The sequence below is a fragment of the Pseudomonas sp. URMO17WK12:I7 genome, from assembly GCF_003269045.1.
In the GTDB taxonomy this organism is placed as follows: domain Bacteria; phylum Pseudomonadota; class Gammaproteobacteria; order Pseudomonadales; family Pseudomonadaceae; genus Aquipseudomonas; species Aquipseudomonas putida_J.
The window spans coordinates 257855-281577 of sequence record NZ_QLTL01000007.1 but is presented as its reverse complement, the minus strand read 5'-3'; the positions used below and the strand labels follow the sequence as shown (position 1 = coordinate 281577).

The window sequence follows — 23723 nt, the reverse complement described above, 5'->3', positions numbered from 1 at the left end:
GCGGCCACGAACCGGCCCGCCACGCGGACGATGCACGGTTTGAGTGGATTTTCAGGGGGGAAGTTCCTGCAGGCACGCCCCGTTGCGGGGCGTGCCGATCAGCGGCTATCAGGCGCCGGTGGGACGCAGGGAGTAGGTTTTCAGCTGAGCTGCGAAGTCGTGCAGGGCATGGATACCGCTGGCCTCGGCCTCGTGTACCCAGTCCTTCATGGCCGCCAGCATGTCGTGGCCGTTGGCGCTGGTGCGGGCCCAGATCTGTTGCAGGGCCAGGCGCTTCTCGTAGATGGTCTTCAGGGCCTGGCTGTGGGCTAGCATGCTTTCGATGCGCACGTGGTGGCGGTCTTCGAGCAGGCTGGTTTCACGCGACAGCAAGCGCTTGGCACGGCGGAAGCGGTGGCGTACCGAGGCGTCGACCTTGGCCAGCTCCTGCTTGACCAGCGGGGCGATCACCAGCTTGCGGTACTGGGCCATGATCTGGAAGCGGTTGTTGAGGATGGCCATGGCAGTGTCCATGTCCAGGCTGGCCTTGCCCTCGACCCGGTGGGCGATGGGCGCCACGCGTTGCACCTTGGCCAGGCGCAGCAGGCAGAACACACGGATCCAGGCCCAGCCCATGTCGAACTCCCAGCGCTTGACCGAGAGCTTGGCCGAGTTGGGGTAGGTGTGGTGGTTGTTGTGCAGCTCTTCGCCGCCGATGACGATACCCCACGGCACCAGGTTGGTGGCGGCGTCGCGGCATTCGAAATTGCGATAGCCGACCGCGTGGCCCAGGCCGTTGACCACGCCGGCGGCCCAGAACGGAATCCACATCATCTGCACCGCCCAGATGGTGATGCCGATGGTGCCGAACAGCAGCAGGTCGATGACCGCCATCAGCACGATGCCGCCGAGCTTGTAGCGTGAGTAGAGGTGGCGCTCGATCCAGTCTTCCGGGCAGTTCTTGCCGTAGATGCGCAGGGTCTCTGGGTTGCGTGCCTCTTCGCGGTAGAGTTCGGCCCCTTTGCGCAGCACTGTGCCAAGGCCCTTGTAGACCGGGCTGTGCGGGTCGTCCGGGGTTTCGCACTTGGCGTGGTGCTTGCGGTGCACGGCCGTCCATTCGCGGGTGTTCTGTGCCGTGGTCAGCCACAGCCAGAAGCGGAAGAAATGCTTGAGCGCACCATTGAGCGCCAGCGCACGGTGGGCGGAGTAGCGATGCAGGTAGATAGTGACGCTGACGATGGTCACGTGGGTCATCAGCAGGGTGACGCCAACCAGTTGCCAGGCCGACAAGTCGAGCAGACCGTTGTACCACATAGGTGTAGATGCCCTCGGGAATGCAGGGAGAAAGGTGTGATTATCCCTTGGCGGGGAAATAAAACCAGTCACCCTTTCAGATAGGAAGTCACGGCATGTTTCAGCCTTTATAATGCCCCATCCTTTTTTATGGGCTTTCCCCCCCGACATGTCTGTTTCCGTTCGCGACGCCTTGCGCATGGCCGCGCTGTATGTGGTGCTCTCGTTCCTCTGGCTGGTGCTGGCCGAGGTGGTCCTGCACAGTATGACTGACGACCCCCTGGCGCTGACCGTGGGCCGGCAGATCAACGTGGTGGTGTGGGTGCTGGTCAGTGCCTTGCTGATCTTCGTGTCCCGCGCGCGCCTGCTCAACTTCATCGGTGTCGGTGCGCGTCTGCGCAGCGAGGACCGTGAGCGCCTGCGCATGGCCGCGGCGGTGTTCGACAGCACGCTGGAGGGAGTGTTGGTGACTGACCGCCAAGGCCTGATCGTGCACGTCAACCGCGCCTTCATGCGCATTACCGGCTACCAGCAGGACGAAGTGTTGGGTCAGCGCCCGAGCAAGTTCAAGTCGGGCCGCCACGGCGTGCCGTTCTATCAGCAGATTTATGCCGCGCTGGCCGAAAAGGGCGAGTGGAGCGGCGAGATCTGGAACCGCCGTAAAAGCGGTGAAATCTATCCGCAATGGCAGACGATCTGCGCCATCCACGATGACAGCGGTGAGCTGAGCCATTACGTGGCGGTGTTCAGCGACATCAGTGCGATCAGGCATACCGAGCAGGAACTGGCTTACCTGGCCCACCATGACCCGCTCACTGGCCTGCCCAACCGCCTGTTGTTCAACGACCGCGCCGAGCAGGCGCTGGCTGCGGCGCAGGCCAACAAGCGTGGCTGCGCCTTGCTGCTGCTCGACCTGGACCACTTTCAGAGCATCAACGACGGCCTTGGCCATACCATTGGCGACCAGTTGCTCAAACTGGTCGGCGAACGCCTGCGTGAGACCGTGGGCAACACCGTGACCCTGGCGCGCCTGGGCGGTGACGAATTCGGTGTGCTGGCCGAGAACTGCCAGCAGGTCGGTCAGGCCGGCAAGCTGGCGCAAGGCATCATCGAGCGTATGCGTGAACCCTTCGAGTTCGATGGCCACCGCCTGTTCATCAGTGCCAGCGTAGGTATCAGCCTGTTCCCCAACGACGCCCTGAGCGCCGAGCAACTGCTGCGCAATGCCGATTCGGCGCTGTTCAAGGCCAAGGGTAATGGGCGTGCCTGCTACGCGCTGTACACCGAAGAGCTGACTGCCCACGCCCAGCACCGGGTGGAAACCGCGAGTGAGCTGCGCCGGGCGCTGGCCAAGGATGAGCTGCGGGTGTTCTTCCAGCCGGTGCATGACCTGTTCACGGCGAAGATGGTCGGTGTCGAGGCGCTGGTGCGTTGGCAACACCCGGAGCGTGGGCTGGTGCCGCCTGGCGAGTTCATCCCGATCGCCGAGCGTACCGGGCTGATTGCCGAGGTCGATGCCTGGGTGTTGCGTGAGTCTTGCCGGCAGATGGTTCAGTGGCAGGAACAAGGACGCGCGCTGGAATTCGTTGCCGTCAATATTTCCAGCCGCTTGTTCGGCCAGCGCGAGTTGTACCGGCAGGTGGCGGACGTGCTGCACGAGACGGGCCTGGACCCGGCACTGCTGGAGCTGGAGGTGACCGAGAGTGCGGTGATGGAAGACCCGGAGGTGGCGCTGGAGCAACTGCATCGTCTGCGTGAGCTAGGCCTGAATCTGGCAATCGATGATTTCGGCACGGGGTATTCGTCGTTGCTGCGGCTCAAGCGCTTGCCGGTGCAGAAGCTGAAGATCGACCAGGGCTTTGTCGCCGGCTTGCCGCTGGATGATGATGACATCGCGATTGTGCGGGTGATCATTGCCCTGGCGCGGAGCATGGGCATGCAGGTGCATGCCGAGGGCATCGAACAGTCCGAGCAAGCGCGGTTCCTGCTGGAGCAGCAGTGCCAGCTGGGGCAGGGGTACTGGTTCGGGCGGCCGGTGCCGGCTGGGGATCTGCACTGGGGCTGAGAGGTACGGCTGAATTTGTTCTGCGCCTGTGAGACCGAGCGCCGCCCGCGCGGCGCTCGGTCTCACAGGCGCAGAAGATGTTGCGACGGGCCCCTCAGCGCTTGTTCAAACCTTTCGCCAAGCGGTCGCCACTTAGCTGGATCAGCCCCACCAAGGCCACCAGCATGGCAATCACGGTCAGCATGATCTGGCTGTCAAAGCGTTGATAGCCATACCGATAGGCAATATCCCCCAGCCCCCCCGCGCCAATCGCCCCGGCCATGGCCGACGAGTTGATCAGCGTCACCAAGGTAATGGTGAACCCACCGACAATCCCCGGCAGCGCCTCGGGCAGCAGCACATGCCAGACGATATGCCAGCGCCGGCAACCCATGGCTTGCGCCGCCTCGACCAGGCCATGGTCGACCTCGCGCAAGCTCACCTCGGCAATCCGTGCGAAAAACGGTGTGGCGGCGATGGTCAGTGGCACCACGGCGGCCCAGACGCCGTAGGTAGTTCCCACCACCAGCCGGGTGAAGGGGATCAGCGCAACCATCAGGATCAGGAACGGGATCGAGCGGAACAGGTTGACGAAGGCACCCAGCACCCGGTTCAGCAAGGGTGCCTCGAAGATGCCGCCTTTGTCGCTGGTGACCAGCAGCACCGCCATCGGCACACCTACCAGCAGCGCGACCAGCGACGACACGCCAACCATCAGCAGGGTGTCGAGCAGGCCTTCGAGCAAGCGATCAAACCACATGGCCCAGTACCTCCACGTCTTCAGCCCAGCGGCGGGCGCGTTCGAGCAATTGGTGCGTGTCGTGCGGTGAGCCCTGTATCGACAGGATCAGCTGCCCGAGCGCATGCTCGCCGATGGTCTCCACACCCCCCTGGAGCAGGCGCACGCGCCCGCCCAACTCCGCGAACAGGTCCGACAGCGCGGGCTCGCCGAGCAGGGTGAGCTTGAGCACCAGCGCACTGTCACGGCCCACCGGGCTGGCGCGCAGGCTTGCCTGCAAAGCCGCAGGCAGTTTGGTCTGCAACGGCGCGAGCAGGGTGCGGGTGACCTCATGACGTGGGCTGCCGAACACGCGCCAGACTTCGCCTTGTTCGACGATTGCGCCACGTTCCAGCACCACCACGCGCTGGCAGATGTCGCGGATCACCGCCATTTCGTGGGTGATCAGCACCACGGTCAGGCCCAGGCGCCGGTTGATGTCGCGCAGCAGTTCGAGGATCGACGCCGTGGTCTCGGGGTCCAGCGCCGAGGTGGCTTCGTCGCACAGCAGAATCTCGGGATCATGCACCAAGGCCCGGGCGATGCCGACCCGTTGCTTCTGCCCGCCGGACAGCTGCGCCGGATAGACGTGATGTTTTTCCTGCAGGCCAACCAGCTCCAACAACTCACGGACCTTGCGCTGGCGCTCGGCCTTGGCAATACCCGCCACCTTCAGCGGCAACTCGACGTTCTGCCACACGGTCTTGGCTGACATCAGGTTGAAGTGCTGGAAGATCATGCCGATGCGCCGGCGCAGCGCCACCAGGTGGTCCTCATCGAATGGCGCGATGTCTACCTGGTCGATCAGCACGCGCCCCTGGCTCGGCTGTTCGAGGCGGTTGATGGTGCGCAGCAGCGACGACTTGCCAGCGCCACTGCGGCCGATGATGCCGAAGATTTCACCACGGCGGATGTTCAGGTCGATGCCTTGCAGCGCGGGTTGTTGCTGGCCAGGGTAGGTCTTGCCCAGCCCGATGAAACGGACATGGGCGTCGTTGACCTCCGGGCGCAGGGCCTGCTCCCTGGCCGTTGGCGGCGATGGTTGTGCGGTGGGCGCCCTGAGCGCGTTGGCCTGGCTCATGTCAGCCTTCCCAACCGGCCTGGTACAGGCTGCCATGGGCCTTGTTCAGTGCCGAACGCACGGCAGGCGAGTGCTGGTAGATATCGACGAACCTGGCCAGGCGCGGGTCATCCTTGCTCTGCGGGCGGATGACGAACTGAATCACGTACTCCTTGTTTTCCAGGCCATCGAACAGCAACGCCGAAGTGGCATCGAACGTGTTGGCCAGGCGGATGTAGGCCGGGTAGCCCTGGACCAGGTCGGCGTCGTCATAGGCGCGCACCAGCTGCACGGCTTCGACCTGCAGGATCTTGAGCTTCTTCGGGTTGGCGACGATGTCGTCCTCGGTGGCCTTGTAGCCGACACCCGGCTTGAGGGTAATCAAGCCGGCCTTGGCCAGCAGCTGCAGGCCACGGCCGCTGTTGATCGGGTCGTTGGCGATGGCCACGCTGGCGCCCTCGGGCAGTTCGGCGAAGCTCTTGTAACGCTTCGAGTAAAGGCCGACGTTGTTGATGATGCCTGGGGCATAGGGCACCAGGTTGAAGCCGGCTGCAGCCTTGGCGTTCTCCAGGAAGGGGATGTGCTGGAAGTAGTTCACGTCGATGTCGCCGCTATTCAGGCTGACATTCGGCGCGATCCAGTCGCTGAACTCGATCAGCTTCACTTCCAGGCCTTGCTTGTGGGCTTCCTCCACCGCCGCCTCCAGGGGGATGGCGAAGGCTGCGGTGGTGCCGATTTTCAGCGGTTCGGCAGCGAAGGCGCTGGCAGACAGGCCGAGGGTGATGGCGATGGCCGCGACGGGCCGGAACAGTTTTTCAAGCATGGTGCAGGGCTCCAGTCGGGGCAGGGATGTGGGTGTTGCGGTAGGCGGAACCGGGGTGGTCGGCGGGCAGGTGCGGGTGAGCGCTGGCGAACAGCTTCTGGCGCAGGGTGCCGTCGGCGTAGGCGGTCTTGTAACGGCCACGCTGCTGCAGTTGCGGGACCACCAGCTCGATAAAGTCCTCATAGCTTTCCGGGGTGACGGTGCGGGTCAGGTTGAAGCCGTCCAGGCCGGTGTCGTCGATCCAGGCGATCAGCTGTTCGGCTACCTGATCCGGCGCGCCGACCAGGGTTACATAGCGCCCGCCGAGGGCGTGCTGCTCCAGCAGGCGGCGGCGGGTCCAGGCGTTGTCCTGCAACTGGCGGGTGGCCGACTGGATGGCGTTGCCTTTGCTTGCACCAATGGGCTCGTCCAGCCCGTATGTGGCAAAGTCGATGCCGGTAGAGGCCGCGAAGTGGGCCACGCCGGCTTCCGCGCTGGCATGTTGCAGGTACTCGGCGTACTTGGCCTGCGCCTGCTGCTCGGTGGGCGCGACGATCACCGTGATGCCCATGAACACTTTCACTGCCTGCGGATCGCGGCCGGCGGCCTGGGCGGCCGCGCGCACCTTGTCGACCTGGGCGCGGGTGCCGGCTTTATCCTGGCCGCTGATGAACACGCACTCGGCATGGTTACCGGCAAACGCCAGGCCACGAGGCGAGCTGCCCGCCTGGAACAGTACCGGCGTGCGTTGTGGCGAGGGTTCGCACAGGTGGTAGCCCTCGACCTTGTAGAACTCGCCCTGGTGTTGCACCTTGCGCACCTTGCCCGGCTCGGCGTACACCCGGCGTTGGCGATCGTTGACCACGGCGTCATCGGCCCAGCTGCCTTCCAGCAGCTTGTACAACACCTGCAGGTATTCATCGGCCTGGTCGTAGCGGCGGTCATGCTCGGGCTGCTGCGCCAGGCCCATGGCACGGGCGGCGCTGTCGAGGTAACCGGTAACGATGTTCCAGCCGACCCGGCCGTTGCTCAGGTGATCGAGGGTGGAGAGGCGCCGGGCGAACAGGTACGGCGCTTCGTAGGTCAGGTTGGCGGTGAGGCCGAAGCCCAGGTTGCGGGTGACGGCGGCCATGGCCGAAACCAGCAGCAGCGGGTCGTTGACCGGCAGCTGGATCGACTCCTTGAGGGTCACGTCGACGGCGTTGCCGTAGATGTCATAGGTGCCGACGATATCGGCGATGAACAGGCCATCGAACAGCCCGCGCTCCAGCAGGCGTGCCAGGTCGGTCCAGTATTCCAGGGTCTTGTACTGGGTCGAGGTGTCCCGTGGGTGGGTCCACAGGCCGTGGTTGATGTGCCCGATGCAGTTCATGTTGAAGGCATTGAGCAGGATCTGCTTGGCCATCAGATGGTCCCCCGGCGCGGTGGGTTGGTGTTGTTCAGGTAGTAGTTGCCGATGGCGTGGTACTTCCAGCGCACCGGGTCGTGCAGGGTGTGCACGCGGGCGTTGCGCCAGTGGCGGTCAAGGTTGTGCTCGGCCAGGGTGGCCTGGCTGCCGGCCAGTTCGAACAGGGTGGTGCCGGCGGCGAGGGATACTTCCGTGCTGATCGCCCGTGCTTCGGCCACGGCAATCGAAGCGGCGGCGACGCTGTCGGTGTTGCTGTCGGCCTGGGCGTGGTCGAGGAATTCGCCGGCGCGTTCGAGCAGCGCTTCAGCGGCATGCAGGCGGATCACCAGTTGGCCGAAGCTTTTCAGGGTCAGCGGGTCATCGCTGGCCTTGTCCAGGCCGGAGTCGACCCATGGCCGGCTGCGTGTGCGCACGAAATGCAGAGCATCATCCAGGGCGGCGCGGGCGATACCGGTGTCGATGGCTGCGTGGAGAATCTGCGCCAGCGGGCCCACCGGGGTCGGGCGCTCGAAAGCGCTCTGGAAGGGCACCACGTCGCCAGCATCGACCCAGACGTTGTCGAAAGTCACCGAACCGCTGCCGGTGGTGCGCTGGCCGAAGCCGCTCCAATCGTCGATTACCTGCAGGCCCTGGCTGTCGGCTGGGACAAAGGCCAACTGCTGGCGGCCTTGATCGTCAATCACCGAGGTCGGAATACGCTGGGCGTAGAGCGCGCCGGTGGCGTAGAACTTGCGGCCGTTTATGCGGTAACCGGTGCCATCACGGGTCAGGCGGGTGGTGCGGTCGTGGGCGGTTTTCGTGCCCAGCTCGGCCAGGGCGTTGCCGAAGCGGCGGCCTGCCAGCACTTCGGCATAAAGGCGCTGTTGCTGCTCGGGGCTGCCGTTCACCCTCAGCACTTCCAGGGCATAGAAGTGGTTCTGCGGGATCTGGCCGAGCGAAGCATCGGCTTGGGCGATGCGGGCGATGACTTGGGCCAGGGTGACGTTGGACACGCCCGCGCCGCCGAAGGCCTTGGGCACACTGATGGCCCACAGGCCGGAGCGGGTGAACAGCGCCAGTTCGGCGTGGGGCAGGCGGCGTTCGCGGTCGCGCAGGGCGCTGTCGCGTTTGAGTTGCTGAGCGATGTGTTCAGCGACGGAAAGTGCCTGGGCGTCGCTGGTGATAACGGATGTAGTCATGGTGTTCTCCGGGGCCATGGGGCCGCTCTGCGGCCCTTTCGCGACGCAAGGGCGCTCCTACAAGGAACCGCGATCGCCTGTAGGAGCGGCCTTGTGTCGCGAAAGGGCTGCAAGGCAGCCCCCGAGGCCCTCAAATCAGATCCAGGAATGCCGGGCGGGCAGGGTGCCGTTGAGGTGGTAAGCGCCAACCGCGTGGTACTTCCAGCGCACCGGGTCGTGCAGGGTGTGCACCCGGGCATTGCGCCAGTGCCGGTCGAGGTTGAACTCGGCCAGGCTCGCGCGGCTGCCAGCCAGCTCGAACAGTTTCTCGCTGGCTTGCAGCGAGATCTCGGTGGTCAGCACCTTGGCTTCGGCCACGGCAATCGACGCCCGCGCTGCGGCGTCAGCATCGATCGGCCCGGCATTGACCTCGTCGAGTACGCGCGCAGCCTTGCGCAACAGCGCCTCTGCAGCGTGCAGTTCGAGCTTCAGGCGGCCGATATCGGCAATCACGTACGGGTCTTCGCTGGCGCGCTCGACCTTGGCTTCGATCCAGGGCCGGGATTTCTCACGGACGAAGGCGATGGCATCGTCGATGGCTGCCTCGGCGATGCCGGCATCGATGGCCGCCTGAATCAGCTGCGAGGCCGCACCCTGGATATTGGGCAGGTCCCGCTGGCGCCAGTTGTCGATGACCAGTTCGGCATCCACCGGCACCTGATCGAGCAGCACGGTACCGCTGGCCGTTGTGCGCTGGCCGAAGCCGGACCAGTCGTCGACGATGCGCAGCCCAGGGCTGCCGCGACGGACAAAGGCCAGGCGCTGTCGGCCTTCGTCGTCCAGCGCCTTGACCGCCACCCAATGGGCGAACAGGGCGCCTGTGGAGTAGAACTTCTCACCGCTGATGCGATAGCCGTCAGCGCTGTGGGTGATTCTGGCCTTGAGCGTCAGGGTGTCTTTGGTGCCGCGCTCGGGGCCGGCGTTGCCGATGCGCCAGCCGTCCAGCACGCTGCGGAAGATCAGCGCCTGCTGGGCTTCGGTAGCGGTCAGGCGCAGCAGTTGCAGCATGCCGAACTGGTTTTGCGGGATTTGCCCCAGGGCCGGGTCGGCGGCGCTGATCAGGCGGAACACCTCGGCGACGGTTGCGAACGAAACGTCTGGGCCGCCATAGGCCTTCGGTACGCTGATGCTGCCCAGGCCGCTGCGGGTGAACTGTTCGATTTCTGCCCAAGGCAGCTTGCGTTGCTGGTCGCGACGGGCGGCCTGCTCGCGGGCAATGGCGGCCAGCTCATGGGCGGCTTGCAGGGCTTCGGCGTCATTGCGCAGGACCTTGGCCGGCAGCAGCAGGGGCGAGCTGTCGAGGTCGCTGTGGAATCGGGTATTTGGCTGGGTGGTCATCAGAACCGAACCTCACAAAGTGGATGCGTCGCTTCAGCTGATGGCGACAACGTTTGCTGGTCCGGTGGTCCGGTTTATATACCATAATGGCTTATTAAAAGTTTATGAACTAACTCTTTGGAATATACATAGAAGAGAGGGAATTGCTGTGGATGCTCCGGCCCTTTCGCGGGTAAACCCGCTCCCACAGGGGACCGCACAGGTTTGAATACTGTGGAGTATCTGTGGGAGCGGGTTTACCCGCGAAGAGGCCGCAGAGGATTTATTCGGAAGCGGCAGTCCCGAGGAACTTGCGCAGGAACTGCCGGGTACGTTCTTCCTTCGGGTTGGCAAACAGCGCCTTGGCGTCGCCCTGTTCCACGATCACGCCCTTGTCGAAGAAGATCACCCGGTTCGCCACATCCCGGGCAAAGCTCATTTCGTGGGTGACGATGATCATGGTGCGCTTTTCCTCGGCCAGGCCGCGGATGGTCGCCAGCACTTCACCGACCAGCTCCGGGTCGAGCGCCGAAGTGGGTTCGTCGAACAGGATGACTTCAGGCTCCATGGCCAGTGCGCGGGCAATCGCCACGCGTTGCTGCTGGCCGCCGGAAAGGCGCCGTGGGTAGGCGTCTTCCTTGCCCGCCAAGCCGACCTTGGCCAGCAGCCGCCGGCCGAGTTCGAGGGCTTGATCACGCGGCGTCTTCTTGACGATCACCGGGCCCTCGATGACGTTTTCCAGGGCGGTGCGGTGAGGGAACAGGTTGAAGTTCTGGAACACGAAGCCAGCCTGCTGGCGCAGGTGGCGGATCGCACTTTGCTGGCCGCCGAGCGGGCGATTTGCATCGATGCTGATGGCGCCGATCTGGATCTGCCCGGCATCTGGGGTTTCCAGCAGGTTGAGGCAGCGCAGGAAGGTGGTCTTGCCCGAGCCGCTGGGGCCGATGATGGCTACCACTTCACCGGGTTGCACGGTCAGGTCGATACCGTTGAGCACGGTCTGGCCTTTGAACTGCTTGGTCAGGCCTTTGGCGACGATCATCTCATTGCTCCTGGTCGTGCTGGTTGACCCGCGCTTCCATGCGGTTCTGGAAGTGCGCGAGGATGCTGCAGAGTATCCAGTAGATCACGGCAACGGCCAGGTACATGGTGAACACTTCGAAGGTGCGCGCCGTGATCAGCTGCGCCTGGCGGAACAGCTCGGGCACCTGGATGGTCGCTGCCAGCGCGGTGTCCTTGACCAGTGAGATGAAGCTGTTGCCCAGTGGCGGCAATGCGGTGCGCAGCGCCTGGGGCAGGATCGCCCGGCGCATGGCCTGGGTGCGGGTCATGCCGATGCTGGCCGCAGCTTCCCACTGGCCACGGTCGATCGAGGAGATCGCCGCACGCAGGATTTCGCAGATGTAGGCCGCCATGTTCAGCGACAGGCCGATCAGCGAGGCAGGGATCGGGTCGAGCTCGATGCCGATCTGCGGCATGCCGAAGTAGATCACGAACAGCTGCACCAACAGCGGCGTGCCACGGAAGAACGAAACATAGACCCGGGCCAGCCAGTTCAGCGGCAGGATCTTCGACAGCCGCATCAGCGCAAGGGCAAAGCCCAGCACCAGGCCGAAGAACATGCCGCCAACACTGAGCAGCACCGTATAACCCGCGCCCTTCAGCAGGAAGGGCGTGGAGTCGGCAACGAGTTGCAGGCTTTCAGCGATCATTTGGTGACATCGGCACCGAAGTATTTCTCGGACAGCTTGGCCAGCGTGCCGTCGGCCTTGAGCTTGTCGATGGCTTTGTTGATTGCTGCCAGCAGTTCAGGCTCGCCCTTGCGCAGGGCCACGCCGCTTTCCAGGCGCGAGAAGGCGTCGCCGGCAAGTTCAGTGTCCTTGGCCTTCTGGGCGTATTCCAACGCAGCCAGGCGGTCGATCAGGATGGCGTCGATGCGGCCGTTGCGCAGGTCGGCAAACTTGCTTGGGTCGTCTTCATAGGTGCGCACTTCGGCTTTCGGCACGTCCTGCTTGACCCACTGTTCGTAGTTGGTGCCCAGGCCCACGCCGACCTTCTTGCCGGCCAGGTCTTGCGCAGTCTTGATGTTCAGCTGCTCGGCTTTCTTCTTCAGGATCAGCGCCTGGATGCCGGAGACGGTGTAGGGCTCGGAGAAGTCGTATTTTTTCTTGCGTTCTTCAGAGATGGTCACCTGATTGACCACCACGTCCAATCGCTTGGATTCCAGCGCGGCGAGGATGCCATCCCACTTGGTCGGCTGGATCTTGGCCTTGACCCCCAGCTCCTTGGCCAGCAGTTCCGAAAGCTCCACCTCGAAGCCGGCCAGCTTGCCGTTCTCGTCCTGGAAGCTGAACGGTGGGTAAGTGCCTTCCAGGCCCACGTTGATCACGCCTTTTTCCTGGATGGTCTTCAGTTGCTCGCCGGCAAAGGCCTGGCCGAGCAGGCCGGCACCCAGCAGGATGGCCAGGCTGGCGTTGAGAAGCGGTTTGGCAAATTTCGACATGTCAGGCCCCGCGCTTGTTGTGGAAGTAGTGGGTGGCGACTATAGAGTTGGCTTGTTAGGCCTGGAAATAATAAAAACTTATTTTGTTATTCCCGTTTTTGATCCGTGCCAGGTTTTGGCTGCTTTGAGGTTAGGCCAGGATGCTGAGGCCGTCATCGCGGCTTATGCCCGACTTAGCGCAGGATGGAATAAAGCGTTGTTTTTTCCAAGGGACGGATTTGCCGTAAAGTGGATTGCATAAAGACAGATTGGCCAACATCGGCAGGAGAACAGCGTGAGCGAACAACCATCATCTGGGCACTGGCAACTGCACAGCATCGTCAGTGGCCTGCGCGGTGCCCGCGAGCAATGGCGCAGCCGCAATGGCCGCAGCATAGGCGAGCAGGGCGGGCGCGAGTTGCCTTCGCGTGAGGCCATGCGGCAGATTCTCGAGCAGCTGTGCGGGGCCCTGTTCCCAATGCGCCTGGGCCCGGTTGACCTGCGTGAAGAGAGCGAGGACTTCTACGTCGGCCATACCCTCGACGCGGCGCTGACGGCACTGCTGGTGCAGGCGCGCCTGGAGTTGCGTTATGCCGCGCGCCAGCGCAAGGGCGACCTGACTGCTGTCGATGCCCAGGCCCTGGCTTTGATCCAGGGGTTTGCTGCGGCTTTGCCGGGCCTGCGTGTGCTGCTCGATACCGATGTGCTGGCGGCCTACCACGGTGACCCGGCGGCGCGCAGCGTTGATGAAGTATTGCTGTGCTATCCGGGGATCCTGGCGATCATCCACCACCGCCTGGCCCACCACCTCTATCAGGCGGGTTTGCCGCTGCTGGCGCGCATCAGCTCGGAGCTGGCGCACTCGGCCACCGGTATCGACATTCACCCAGGCGCGCAGATTGGCCAGAGCTTCTTCATCGATCACGGCACTGGCGTGGTGATCGGCGAAACGGCGATTATCGGTGAGCGGGTGCGCATCTATCAGGCCGTGACCTTGGGCGCCAAGCGCTTCCCGAGCGATGAGTCGGGCACATTGCACAAAGGGTTGGCGCGCCACCCGATCGTCGAGGATGACGTGGTGATCTATGCCGGGGCGACGATCTTGGGCCGGATTACCATCGGCAAGGGCTCGACCATTGGTGGCAATGTCTGGCTGACCCGCAGTGTGCCGGCCGAGAGCAACATCACCCAGGCCAACCTGCAGCTGGATTGCCAGGACAAGAACTGACCATTGCCTGTCCCGGCCTCTTCGCAGGTAAGCCCGCTCCCACAGTAATCAAAACGTGTGATGCCCCGGTGGGAGCGGGCTTGCCCGCGAAAGCGCCAGAACAGGAGGGCGCCAATCGGCGCCCCGGTTAGCTTTGAAAGACGATCCATGTTTAACTTGAACGCTTGTTCAATGAAAAACGCTGGTCCGCTGCCGGTGTTCAACAGGAGGATTCCTTTGCTGAACCCGTTCATTCCGAACCTCACGTCTATCGACGAGGTGCCTGTTTCATGAGTGCACCGTCCCCATCCCTTGCCAGTGGCAAGATCCGCATGAACCCGCCGGTGTTCTATTTCGCGGCAAGTTTCATTCTCCTGTTCGGCCTGGTGGTCATCGCCTTCCCGCAGGCTGCCGGCGAGTGGCTGCTGGCAGCGCAGAACTGGGCGGCCAACACGGTCGGCTGGTACTACATGCTGGCCATGACTCTGTACCTGGTGTTCGTGGTGGTCACTGCGTTGTCTGGCTACGGCAAGATCAAGCTGGGCGCCGACCACGACGAGCCCGAGTTCAGTTACCTGTCATGGGCCGGCATGCTGTTCGCCGCCGGCATCAGCATCACGCTGTTCTTCTTCTGCGTGTCCGAACCGCTGACCCACATGCTCACCCCGCCCCAGGGCGAAGGGGGCACTGCCGAGGCCGGGCGCCAGGCGATGCAGATCCTGTTCCTGCACTGGGGCCTGCACGGCTGGGGCGTGTTCGCCTTCGTCGGCATGGCGCTGGCCTATTTCGCCTACCGGCATAACCTGCCGCTGGCCCTGCGTTCGGCGCTGTATCCGCTGATCGGCAAGCGTATCAACGGCCCGATCGGCTATGCAGTGGACGGCTTTGGCATCATCGCCACGGTGTTCGGCCTGGGCGCCGACATGGGCTTTGGTGTGCTGCACCTGAATGCCGGCCTCGACTACCTGTTCGGCATCAGCCACAGCCAGTGGGTGCAGGTCATCCTCATCGCGCTGATGATGGGCGCGGCGGTAGCGGTAGCCGTGGCGGGTGTGGAAAAGGGCGTGCGGGTGATGAGCGACATCAACCTGTTCCTGGCCTGCGCGCTGCTGCTGTTCGTGCTCTTCGCCGGCCCCACCCAGCACCTGTTCAATACCTTGATCCAGAACCTCGGCGATTACCTGGGCGCCTTGCCGCGCAAGAGCTTCGACGTCTATGCCTACGGCGAGCAACGCGACTGGCTGGGCGGCTGGACAGTGTTCTACTGGGCCTGGTGGATTGCCTGGGCGCCGTTCGTGGGGTTGTTCATCGCGCGTATCTCGCGTGGCCGCACCATCCGCGAGTTCGTCTTCGGCGTGTTGCTGATTCCGCTGGGCTTCACCCTGGCGTGGATGTCGATATTCGGCAACAGCGCGCTGGACCAGGTAATCAACCACGGCATGACCGCGCTCGGCCAGTCGGCGTTGGACAACCCGTCGATGAGCCTGTACCTGCTGCTGGAAACCTACCCGTGGAGCAAGGTGGTGATCGCCGTGACGGTGTTCATCAGTTTTGTGTTCTTCGTTACCTCGGCCGACTCCGGCACCGTGGTGCTGTCGACCCTGTCTGCCAAGGGCGGCGGTGCCGACGAGGACGGGCCGAACTGGCTGCGCATTTTCTGGGGCGCGATGACCGCGCTGATCACCAGCGGCCTGCTGTTCGCCGGTAGCATCGACTCGCTGAAGTCTGCGGTGGTGCTGACTTCGTTGCCGTTCTCGCTGATTCTGCTGTGCATGATGTGGGGGCTGCACAAGGCCTTCTACCTGGAAAGCCAGCGGCAGATCGCGCAGATGCACTCGCTGGCGCCGTTCGCCCAGTCACGCCGTGGCCGCGGTGGCTGGCGTCAACGCCTGAGCCAGGCCGTGCACTTCCCGTCGCGTGATGAGGTGTACCGCTTCATGGACGACGTGGTGCGCCCGGCGATTGCCGATGTGCGCGAGGTGTTCGAGCAGAAGGGCCTGGTGCTGGTGACCCAGGATGACCCGAGCCATGACAACGTCAGCCTGAAGGTTGGCCATGGTGAGGAGCAGCCGTTCATCTACCAGGTGCAGATGCGCGGCTACTTCACGCCGTCGTTCGCGCTGGGCGGGTTGGGTACGCAGGAGTTGAGGAACCGCCGTTACTACCGGGCCGAGGTGCACCTGAGCGAAGGCAGCCAGAACTATGACCTGGTGGGCTACAGCAAGGAGCAGATCATCAACGACATCCTCGACCAGTACGAACGGCACATGCAGTTCCTGCACCTGGTCCGCTAGATCTCCGGGGCCGCTTTGCGGCCCTTTCCGACCGGTCCGGCGCCCCGGCAAGGCCGCTCTTACAAGGGAACGCGATCTCCTGTAGGAGCGGCCTTGCGTCGCGAAAGGAGGCCGAAGGCCTCCCCTGGGCCCCTCAGAAAGGCGCATCCCCCAGGATGGTCGCTCGGTGCATCACCCGCCGGTTCGGCCGGTAGTCATCCACCGCAAAATGCTGGGTCACGCGGTTGTCCCAGAACGCCACGTCATTCTCCTGCCAACGCCAGCGAATGCTGAACGCCGGCTGCGTCGCATGGGCGAACAGCAGCTTCAGCAGCGCCTCGCTCTCCAGCTCGCTCAGCTCATTGATGCGCGTGGTGAACCCTTCATTGACGAACAACGCCTTGCGCCCACTGACCGGGTGCGTGCGCACTACCGGGTGTGACAGCGGCGGGTTGTTACGCCGGGTGGCCTCCCAGCGGGCCAGGTCTTCTGCCGTGGTGCCGAAGCGCTCCAGCGGGAACGACTTGGTGAAGTCATGGGTAGCGGTCAGGCCATCGAGCATCTGGCGCAGTGGCGCCGACAAGGCTTCGAACGCCGCGATACCACTGGCCCACAGGGTGTCGCCACCATAGGCTGGCAACTGCTTGGCGCTGAGTACCGCGCCCAGCGCCGGGGTCGGCAGGAAGGTCACGTCGGTGTGCCATACGGCGTTGTCGCGCACGTCGGTGACCGCCGTGTCGAGAATCAGCACCTGCGGAGTCTCTGGCACGTTGGGGTAGATGGGGTGGATGTGCAGGTCGCCGAAGCGAGCGGCGAAACGCGCCTGCTGCTGCGGATTGATCGGCTGGTCGCGGAAGAACAGCACCTGGTGCTGAAGCAGCGCCTGCTCGATGGCGTCCCGCTGTTCGGCAGTGATGTCGCGGCTGATGTCCACGCCGCTGATCTGCGCGCCGAGCGCCGGGCTGAGGGGGGTGATGGTCAGGCTCATGTCGGTCTCTTCAATCAGGCGCCAGGCTGCTGGCGTGGTCAACAGGAATTCAGTGGCTCTGCCCGTGCCAAGGCACCAGCTTGCGTTGCAGGGCGCGCAGGCCCATCTCCAGGGCGAAGGCGATCAGGGCGATCAGCAGGATGCCCAGCACCACCACGTCGGTTACCAGGAACTGCGCCGCCGACTGCACCATGAAGCCCAGGCCGCTGGTGGCAGCGATCAGTTCGGCGGCGACCAGGGTCGACCAGCCGACGCCCAGGCCGATGCGGATGCCGGTCAGGATGTCGGGCAAGGCACTGGGCAGGATCACGTGGCGAATCAGCTGCACCCGTGTCGCGCCCAGCGACTGCGCCGCGCGCAGCTTGGTCGGGTCGACGGTGCGCACGCCGGTGGCCGTGGCGATGGCGATCGGAGCGAAGATCGCCAGGTAGATCAACAGCACCTTGGACAGCTCACCGATACCGCACCAGATGACGATCAGTGGCAGGTAGGCCAGCGGTGGGATCGGCCGGTAGAACTCGATCAGCGGGTCGAGGATGCCGCGGGCCACGCGGTTGTAGCCGATGGCGATGCCGACCGGGATGGCGGTCAGGGTCGCAGCGCCCAGTGCCAGGCCGATGCGGCCCAGGCTGGCGCCCAGGTGCTGCCACAGGCTGGCGTCCATGTAGCCCTGGGTGAGCAGGGCCCAGGCTTTGGCCAGGATGTCGCCAGGTGAGGGCAGGAACAACGGCTCGATCCAGCCGGCGGCAGTCACCAGCCACCAGGCGAGCAGCAGGCTGGCCAGGGTCAGGGTGCTGATCCAGCGGGTAGACAATGGGCGGCGCGCCACGGGGGCGGGCCGGGTGTGGCTGTCGCGTTTGCCGGCGACCGGCAGATCCAGGCTGCTCATGCGCGCTCCTGCAGGCTTTGGCGTTGGGAGAACACGCGGGCCAGGACATGCTCGCGGGTTTCAATGAAACGTGGGTCGGACTTGATCGCCCGGGCCGACTCGCCAGCCGCATAGCGTTGGCCGAAGTCCAGTTGCAGGCGCTCGACCACGCGGCCGGGGTTGGGTGCCAGCAGCACCAGCTCGCTGGCGAGAAACACCGCTTCTTCGATGTCGTGGGTAATCAGGAACACCGGTTTTGCAGTGCGCTGCCAGACCTGCAGCAGCAGTTCCTGCATCTGTTCACGGGTGAAGGCGTCGAGCGCGCCGAACGGTTCGTCCATCAACAGCACCCGCGGGTCGGCGGCCAGCGCCCGGGCCAGGCCCACGCGCTGCTTCTGGCCGCCGGACAGTTGCCAGATGCGTCGATCGCCGAAACCGTCGAGGTCGACCAGCGCCAGCATCTCGCGGGCTTTGGCTTCACGCTGGGCGCGTGGCACACCGGCCAGCTCCAGGCCGAAGGCAACGTTGCCCAGCACGTTCTGCCATGGCAGCAGGGCATCATCCTGGAACACCACGCCACGCTCGGCACTCGGGCCCTGTACGGGCAGGCCGTCGAGGGTAATGCGCCCAGCGCTGGGGGCGACGAAGCCGGCGATCAGGTTCAGCAGCGAGGTCTTGCCGCTGCCGGATGGCCCCAGGGCCACCAGCAGCTGGCGTGGGCCCAGGCTCAGGTTGATGTCGGCCAGCACCGGGGCGGTGGCGCCGGGGTACTGTGCGCTGATGCGCTCCAGTTCGAGCAAGGCCATGGCAGGCTCCGTGCAATGCAGTCTTAGTTGGGGATGTACTGTGCGCTGACGTACGGCGAGTAGTCCGGCAGCACCGCTTCGACCTTGCCTTGCTGCTTGAGGAAGGTGGCCGTGTCGGTCAGCGCCTGGGTGGTGGGGGCGCCCAGTTCCTTGGCCTGGTCGGCGGCCAGCGGGTAGACGTTGCCCTGCAGCAGCACCGGGATATCAGCCGGTTTGGCGCCGGACAGCTTGGCCAGCTTGGCCACGTTGTCCGGGTTGGCCAGCCAGGCTTGCGGGTCCTTGCGGTAGTCGGCGTAGGCGTCGAGGGTGACCTTGGCGAAGGCCTTGACCACGTCCGGGTGCTTGGCGGCGAAGTCCTTGCGCACGATCCAGGCATCGAAGGTTGGTGCGCCTTTTTCGGCCAGCTCACCCGAGGTGATCAGCACCTTGCCGTTTTCCTTGGCCACGCCCAGGGCCGGGTCCCAGACGTAGGTGGCATCGATGTCGCCGCGCTTCCAGGCCGCGATGATTGCCGGTGGTGCGAGGTTGAGGATCTGTACCTTGGACGGGTCGATGTTCCAGCTTTTCAGTGCGGCCAGCAGGCTGTAGTGGCCGGTGGAAACGAACGGCACGGCGACTTTCTTGCCAACCAGGTCCTGCGGGGTCTTGATGCTGTCGCGGGCGACCAGGGCCTCGCCGGCGCCGATCTGGGTGGCGATGAGGAAGGTCTCGACCGGCAGCTTGCGGGTGGCGGCGGCAGCCAATGGGCTGGAGCCGAGGTAGCCGATCTGCACGTCGCCGCTGGCCACGGCAGTGATCACGTCTGCACCGTTATCGAACTTGCGCCAGTCGATGCTGGCCTTGCTGGCTTTTTCGTAGTTGCCATCGACCTGGGCCACCTTGGCCGGGTCGACCGTGGTCTGGTAGGCAACGGTCAGGTCGGCGGCCTGGGCCAACCAGCTGGCGCTGGCGAGGGTCAGGGCAGCGAACAGGCGCAGCGGAGCATGCGGGATCATGGTGAACCTCTCGTCAGGCAATGGATGTCTTGGATGGCGAGAAGACTAGATGATCTAAGAAATCTAAAATAAATAACTTTTTAGAATTAGCTTAGGAGCCAAACGCTTTAACCCTGGCCGAAGGCTAAAAAGGCGACTGGCGCAGCAGCAATCCGCTGCTACCCTTTTTTCCCTTTGCGAGGGTGAGCGACCGGTTGTTGGTCGGCAAACGTTTGCAAATAACCTAAAGGTATGATTGACGGCGCCGATACAACTTTTCGCAGTAAAGGTTCCTACGATATTCCGTAAAAATCTTACAATTTCATAAGACGGTCATTTTGGATTTATAGGATTGTCATTATCCTGTAGCGCAGGGGGCGTCTTAGACCAAAGTCGAGAAACGTTTAGAAACGATTGACTTAATGGTCACGCTTTGGGGCTAATCGCCCATCCACGGTAGAGCGGGGCAACAGATCCTGCCGCCAGAGATACACAAGAATTAGAACGTAGAGGAGCAAAACATGTACAAGTCCAGCCTGGCTCTGGCCGTGGCAGTGGGGGTTTTCGCCCAAGCAGCAGGTGCCGCCGGTTTCGTTGAAGACAGCAAACTGGCGTTGAGCTCGCGTACCATGTATTTCAACAACGATACCCGTGAGGGTGGCGTGAACGACAACCGCGAGTCGGGTCAGGGCTTCAAGCTCGACTACATCTCTGGTTTCACTCAGGGTACTGTTGGCTTCGGTGTTGACGCTCAGGCGCTGTGGGGCATCCACCTCGATGGTGGTAAAGGCAAGCACCCTGATAACAGCAGCTTCTTCCCTAGCGCTCATGATAAGTCGGCAGAGAGCCAATGGGCTCGCCTCGGTGCGAACGCCAAAGCGCGCTTCTCGAAGACTGAAGTTCATTATGGTAGCGCCTTGGCGCCAAACCTGCCGATTCTGGTCTCCAACGATGGCCGTCTGCTGCCGCAGACCTTCGAAGGTGGCACCATCCAGTCGAAGGAAATCGACAACCTGACCGTCAACGCCGGTCAATTGACCCACGCCATGGGTCGTGCTTCGAGCAACCGCACCGGTCTGTCGGTTGCTGGCGCTACTGCAGAAAGCAACAAGTTCCGCTACGGTGGCCTGGACTACAAGCTGACTCCAGACCTCACCCTGCAGTACTACTACTCGAATCTGGAAGACTTCTACAAGCAGCACTTCCTGGGTGCTACTCACGTCTTCAAAATCTCGGACAACCAGTCGTTTAAGACTGACCTGCGCTATTTCGACAGCAGCAGTGACGGCAAGAATGGCAACGACAGCACCTACAACTTCAACAACAACGGCGGCTACGCCAAGAACACTGGCGAAATCGACAACAAAACCTGGTCGGCAATGTTCACCTACACCTTGGGTGGCCACTCCTTCCTGGTTGGTCGCCAGCAGGTAGGTGATGACGGCGGCTTCGTATGGCTGAACCAAGGTAGCTTGGTTAATGACAACGGCAGCTCCGAAGGTGCGGGTGGTTCGAGCTTCTATCTCTTCACTGATAGCATGATCAATCAGTTCGCTCGTGCTGGTGAGAACACCAACTTCGGCCAGTACTCCTATGACTTTGCCGGTCTGGGTGTTCCTGGTTTGAAGGCCTCTGTTTCCTACCTGCGTGGTGACGACATTCGCTACCGTTCTGGCCACGGCACCTACAATGAGTGGGAGCGTGACGCCCGTATCGATTACACCATCCAGGAAGGCACCCTCAAAGGCTTGGGCTTCAGCCTGCGTCAAGGTGTCTACCGTGGTAGCGGTGGCTCGACCAGCGAGTTCACCAAAGACCAGGATCAGGCTCGCTTCATCGTGAACTACACTTACAGCTTCCTGTAAGCCGTAGCTCCACAGAAGCCTCGCCTAGTGCGAGGCTTTTTTGTGGCCGTCATTTCGTATGCTGAAAAGTTATAAATAAATCATTATTTATTCTTTTTGTTTCTCATCGATTGCAGGCACATTGAACCCATCAGCCAGAACACAGCACAGGAGCCGCACCCCATGAGCCTCAAACTCGGCGACATCGCCCCGGACTTCGAGCAGGAATCCAGTGAAGGCAAGATCCGCTTCCACGAATGGCTGGGCAGCAGCTGGGGTGTGCTGTTCTCCCACCCGGCGGACTTCACCCCGGTGTGCACCACCGAACTGGGCCTGACCGCCAAGCTCAAGGAAGACTTCGCCAAGCGCGGCGTGAAGGCCATCGCCCTTTCGGTCGACCCGGTCGACTCGCACCACAAGTGGATCGAGGACATCAACGAGACCCAGAACACCGTGGTCAACTTCCCGATCATCGCCGACGCCGACCGCAAGGTGTCGGACCTGTATGACCTGATTCACCCCAATGCCAGCGACACCCTCACCGTGCGCTCGCTGTTCGTCATCGACCCGAACAAGAAGGTGCGCCTGACCATCACCTATCCGGCCAGTACCGGGCGCAACTTCAACGAGATCCTGCGGGTGATCGACTCGCTGCAGCTCACCGACAACCACAAGGTCGCCACGCCAGGCAACTGGCAGGACGGCGACGAGGTGGTGATCGTGCCTTCGCTGAAGGACGAAGACGAGATCAAGCAGCGCTTCCCGAAGGGTTATCGGGCGGTGAAACCCTATCTGCGGCTGACCCCGCAACCTAACCGTTGATGAATTCCTCGTTGCATTGCTCTTAGCCATAGCAGGGATTTTCGGGCCGTTTCGACGGCCCTTTTTTATGTTTGCCTGGGCATGTGTAGCGCCAGTGAGATCGAGCGCCGCCCGCGCGGCGCATCGCGGATAAATCCGCTCCTACGTCCGTTTCGGGCCCGTCCATCCTGTGAGGTCACCGCTGTCCGCCTTGTTTGTTCCATTCGAATCGATTGGTGTCGCTGCTGCCGCTTCACCTATCTCCTGCCATGCGCCAAGTGTGCGCGCGCCAATGGCGCAGGAATAACTGGCCCGAAACAGATGTAGGAGCGGATTCATCCGCGATGCGCCGCGCGGGCGGCGCTCGATCTTGCGGGCGATGAAAGCGTCACGGCGTAAGGTTCAAATGGAATAAACAAATGAAAAAATATGATTTCTAGATATATGTATGCCCTGTTAATGTCACCTCAACAGAACACAAGGCAACGCCGAAACCACTGACCGGCCGAGCCATCGCTCCACCACCTTACTCGCCCGTCAACGAGGCAAGCAGGTGCAACCCGAACCTCAATCGCACAGGAGAGCGCCATGCGCACAGTCTTCTTGCGTCGTGGTCTGGTCGCCCTGTTTGCGGCGGCTGTATCCTTCGGCGCCATCACCCAAGCCCAGGCCGAGAGCCTGCGTATCGGTTACCAGAAATACGGCACCCTGGTGCTGCTCAAGGCCAAGGGCACGCTGGAGAAGCGCCTGGCCGAGCAGGGCGTGCAAGTGCAGTGGACCGAGTTCCCCGGCGGCCCGCAGCTGCTCGAAGGGCTGAACGTCGGCTCGATCGACTTCGGCGTCACCGGCGAGACACCACCGGTGTTCGCCCAGGCCGCTGGCGCTGATCTGCTTTACGTGGCCTACGAGCCACCCGCGCCGCACAGCGAAGCGATCCTCGTGCCGAAAGGCTCGCCGATCCAGTCGGTGAAAGAACTCAAAGGCAAGAAAGTCGCCCTCAACAAAGGCTCCAACGTTTACTACCTGCTGGTCCGCGCCCTGGAAGATGCCGGTCTCAAGTACAGCGACATCCAGCCCGTCTACCTGCCACCTGCTGACGCCCGCGCCGCCTTCGAGCGTGGCAGTGTCGATGCCTGGGTGATCTGGGACCCGTACCAGGCTGCCGCCGAGCAGCAGCTGCAGGCCCGTACCCTGCGTGATGGCAAGGACCTGGTCGACAACCACCAGTTCTACCTCGCCACCCGCAACTACGCCACCCAGCACCCTGCGGTGATCAGCACCCTGATCGACGAAGTGCGCGCCGTGGGCAAGTGGTCCCAGGCCAACCCGCAGGAGGTCACCGACCAGGTCGCGCCACTGCTCGGCCTGCCCGCCGACATCACCCTGACCTCGGTGAAACGCCAAGGCTATGGCGCCCAGCCGCTCACCCCGCAAGTGGTGGCCGCACAACAGAAGATCGCCGACACCTTCCAGGCGCTCAAGCTGATTCCCAAGCCGCTGAGCATCAAGGATGTGATCTGGACACCCCCGGCCAAGGTCGCCACAGCGCCTTGATTGATTCGCCTGCGCCGGGGCGTCGCCC

At 63.2% G+C, this 23723-nt stretch carries 20 protein-coding genes; 6 read left to right on the top strand and 14 right to left on the bottom strand.

Annotation, left to right across the window (positions count from 1 at the left end):
• Window positions 1–108 precede the first annotated feature (108 nt).
• Complete coding sequence (gene desA, locus H040_RS12220; RefSeq protein ID WP_027917642.1) at window positions 109–1293, bottom strand: delta-9 fatty acid desaturase DesA; 1185 nt, start codon at window positions 1291–1293, stop codon at window positions 109–111.
• A gap of 148 nt (window positions 1294–1441) precedes the next feature.
• On the opposite strand from desA, the gene dibA reads away from it, so the two are divergent.
• A complete protein-coding gene (gene dibA, locus H040_RS12215) occupies window positions 1442–3337 on the top strand; it encodes a phosphodiesterase DibA (protein ID WP_027917641.1) in 1896 nt (631 codons plus the stop codon).
• Between the two features lie 94 nt (window positions 3338–3431).
• Here dibA and H040_RS12210 read toward each other — a convergent pair whose 3' ends face one another.
• From H040_RS12210 to tcyJ, 9 genes are all read right to left on the bottom strand, one after another.
• Complete coding sequence (locus tag H040_RS12210; RefSeq protein WP_027917640.1) at window positions 3432–4076, bottom strand: methionine ABC transporter permease; 645 nt, start codon at window positions 4074–4076, stop codon at window positions 3432–3434.
• Window positions 4066–5175: a methionine ABC transporter ATP-binding protein gene (locus tag H040_RS12205; protein WP_027917639.1), complete on the bottom strand. Its 1110-nt coding sequence runs from the start codon at window positions 5173–5175 to the stop codon at window positions 4066–4068. The genes H040_RS12210 and H040_RS12205 overlap by 11 nt, the downstream gene beginning before the upstream one ends.
• Before the next feature lies 1 nt (window position 5176).
• Window positions 5177–5977: a MetQ/NlpA family ABC transporter substrate-binding protein gene (locus H040_RS12200; protein WP_027917638.1), complete on the bottom strand. Its 801-nt coding sequence runs from the start codon at window positions 5975–5977 to the stop codon at window positions 5177–5179.
• Window positions 5970–7361 (bottom strand): LLM class flavin-dependent oxidoreductase, encoded by a 1392-nt coding sequence (locus tag H040_RS12195; protein WP_027917637.1) that lies wholly within the window; start codon window positions 7359–7361, stop codon window positions 5970–5972. Before H040_RS12195 ends, H040_RS12200 begins: the two co-directional genes overlap by 8 nt.
• Window positions 7361–8542, bottom strand: coding sequence for an SfnB family sulfur acquisition oxidoreductase (locus tag H040_RS12190; RefSeq protein WP_027917636.1), 1182 nt, complete (start codon window positions 8540–8542; stop codon window positions 7361–7363). Before H040_RS12190 ends, H040_RS12195 begins: the two co-directional genes overlap by 1 nt.
• A gap of 135 nt (window positions 8543–8677) precedes the next feature.
• Window positions 8678–9919, bottom strand: a complete 1242-nt coding sequence (locus H040_RS12180; protein WP_027917635.1) for an SfnB family sulfur acquisition oxidoreductase — start codon at window positions 9917–9919, stop codon at window positions 8678–8680.
• Window positions 9920–10181: 262 nt separating this feature from the next.
• Window positions 10182–10940, bottom strand: a complete 759-nt coding sequence (tcyN, locus tag H040_RS12170; RefSeq protein WP_027917634.1) for an L-cystine ABC transporter ATP-binding protein TcyN — start codon at window positions 10938–10940, stop codon at window positions 10182–10184.
• A 1-nt stretch (window position 10941) separates the two neighbouring features.
• Window positions 10942–11610, bottom strand: a complete 669-nt coding sequence (gene tcyL, locus H040_RS12165) for a cystine ABC transporter permease (protein ID WP_027917633.1) — start codon at window positions 11608–11610, stop codon at window positions 10942–10944.
• The gene (gene tcyJ, locus H040_RS12160) at window positions 11607–12401 is read right to left on the bottom strand and encodes a cystine ABC transporter substrate-binding protein (protein ID WP_027917632.1); all 795 of its coding nucleotides are present in this window, start codon (window positions 12399–12401) and stop codon (window positions 11607–11609) included. The genes tcyL and tcyJ overlap by 4 nt, the downstream gene beginning before the upstream one ends.
• Window positions 12402–12675: 274 nt before the next feature.
• On the opposite strand from tcyJ, the gene epsC reads away from it, so the two are divergent.
• Both epsC and betT read left to right on the top strand, forming a co-directional pair.
• Entirely contained in the window at window positions 12676–13608 is a 933-nt protein-coding gene (gene epsC, locus H040_RS12155) for a serine O-acetyltransferase EpsC (protein ID WP_027917631.1), read from the top strand.
• A gap of 311 nt (window positions 13609–13919) precedes the next feature.
• A complete protein-coding gene (gene betT / locus H040_RS12150; RefSeq protein WP_177326678.1) occupies window positions 13920–15881 on the top strand; it encodes a choline transporter BetT in 1962 nt (653 codons plus the stop codon).
• A 133-nt stretch (window positions 15882–16014) separates the two neighbouring features.
• Here the strand turns inward: betT and tauD are convergent, their stop codons facing one another.
• The 4 genes from tauD to tauA are packed head-to-tail and all read right to left on the bottom strand — an operon-like array spanning window position 16015 to window position 19517.
• Window positions 16015–16848 carry a taurine dioxygenase gene (gene tauD / locus H040_RS12145; protein WP_027917629.1) on the bottom strand — a complete coding sequence of 278 codons (834 nt, stop codon included), beginning with the start codon at window positions 16846–16848 and terminating at the stop codon, window positions 16015–16017.
• A 49-nt stretch (window positions 16849–16897) separates the two neighbouring features.
• A complete protein-coding gene (gene tauC, locus H040_RS12140) occupies window positions 16898–17737 on the bottom strand; it encodes a taurine ABC transporter permease TauC (protein WP_027917628.1) in 840 nt (279 codons plus the stop codon).
• Window positions 17734–18522, bottom strand: a complete 789-nt coding sequence (gene tauB / locus H040_RS12135) for a taurine ABC transporter ATP-binding subunit (protein WP_027917627.1) — start codon at window positions 18520–18522, stop codon at window positions 17734–17736. Before tauB ends, tauC begins: the two co-directional genes overlap by 4 nt.
• Window positions 18523–18545: 23 nt before the next feature.
• Window positions 18546–19517 carry a taurine ABC transporter substrate-binding protein gene (gene tauA, locus H040_RS12130; protein WP_027917626.1) on the bottom strand — a complete coding sequence of 324 codons (972 nt, stop codon included), beginning with the start codon at window positions 19515–19517 and terminating at the stop codon, window positions 18546–18548.
• A gap of 500 nt (window positions 19518–20017) precedes the next feature.
• Here tauA and H040_RS12125 point away from each other — a divergent pair, with 500 nt between their 5' ends.
• The 3 genes from H040_RS12125 to H040_RS12110 all read left to right on the top strand — a co-directional run bounded on the left by H040_RS12125 (window position 20018) and on the right by H040_RS12110 (window position 23695).
• Window positions 20018–21361 (top strand): OprD family outer membrane porin, encoded by a 1344-nt coding sequence (locus H040_RS12125; RefSeq protein WP_027917625.1) that lies wholly within the window; start codon window positions 20018–20020, stop codon window positions 21359–21361.
• 162 nt (window positions 21362–21523) lie between these two features.
• Complete coding sequence (locus H040_RS12120) at window positions 21524–22162, top strand: peroxiredoxin (RefSeq protein ID WP_027917624.1); 639 nt, start codon at window positions 21524–21526, stop codon at window positions 22160–22162.
• 567 nt (window positions 22163–22729) lie between these two features.
• A complete protein-coding gene (locus H040_RS12110; protein ID WP_027917623.1) occupies window positions 22730–23695 on the top strand; it encodes a sulfonate ABC transporter substrate-binding protein in 966 nt (321 codons plus the stop codon).
• Window positions 23696–23723: the final 28 nt, after the last annotated feature.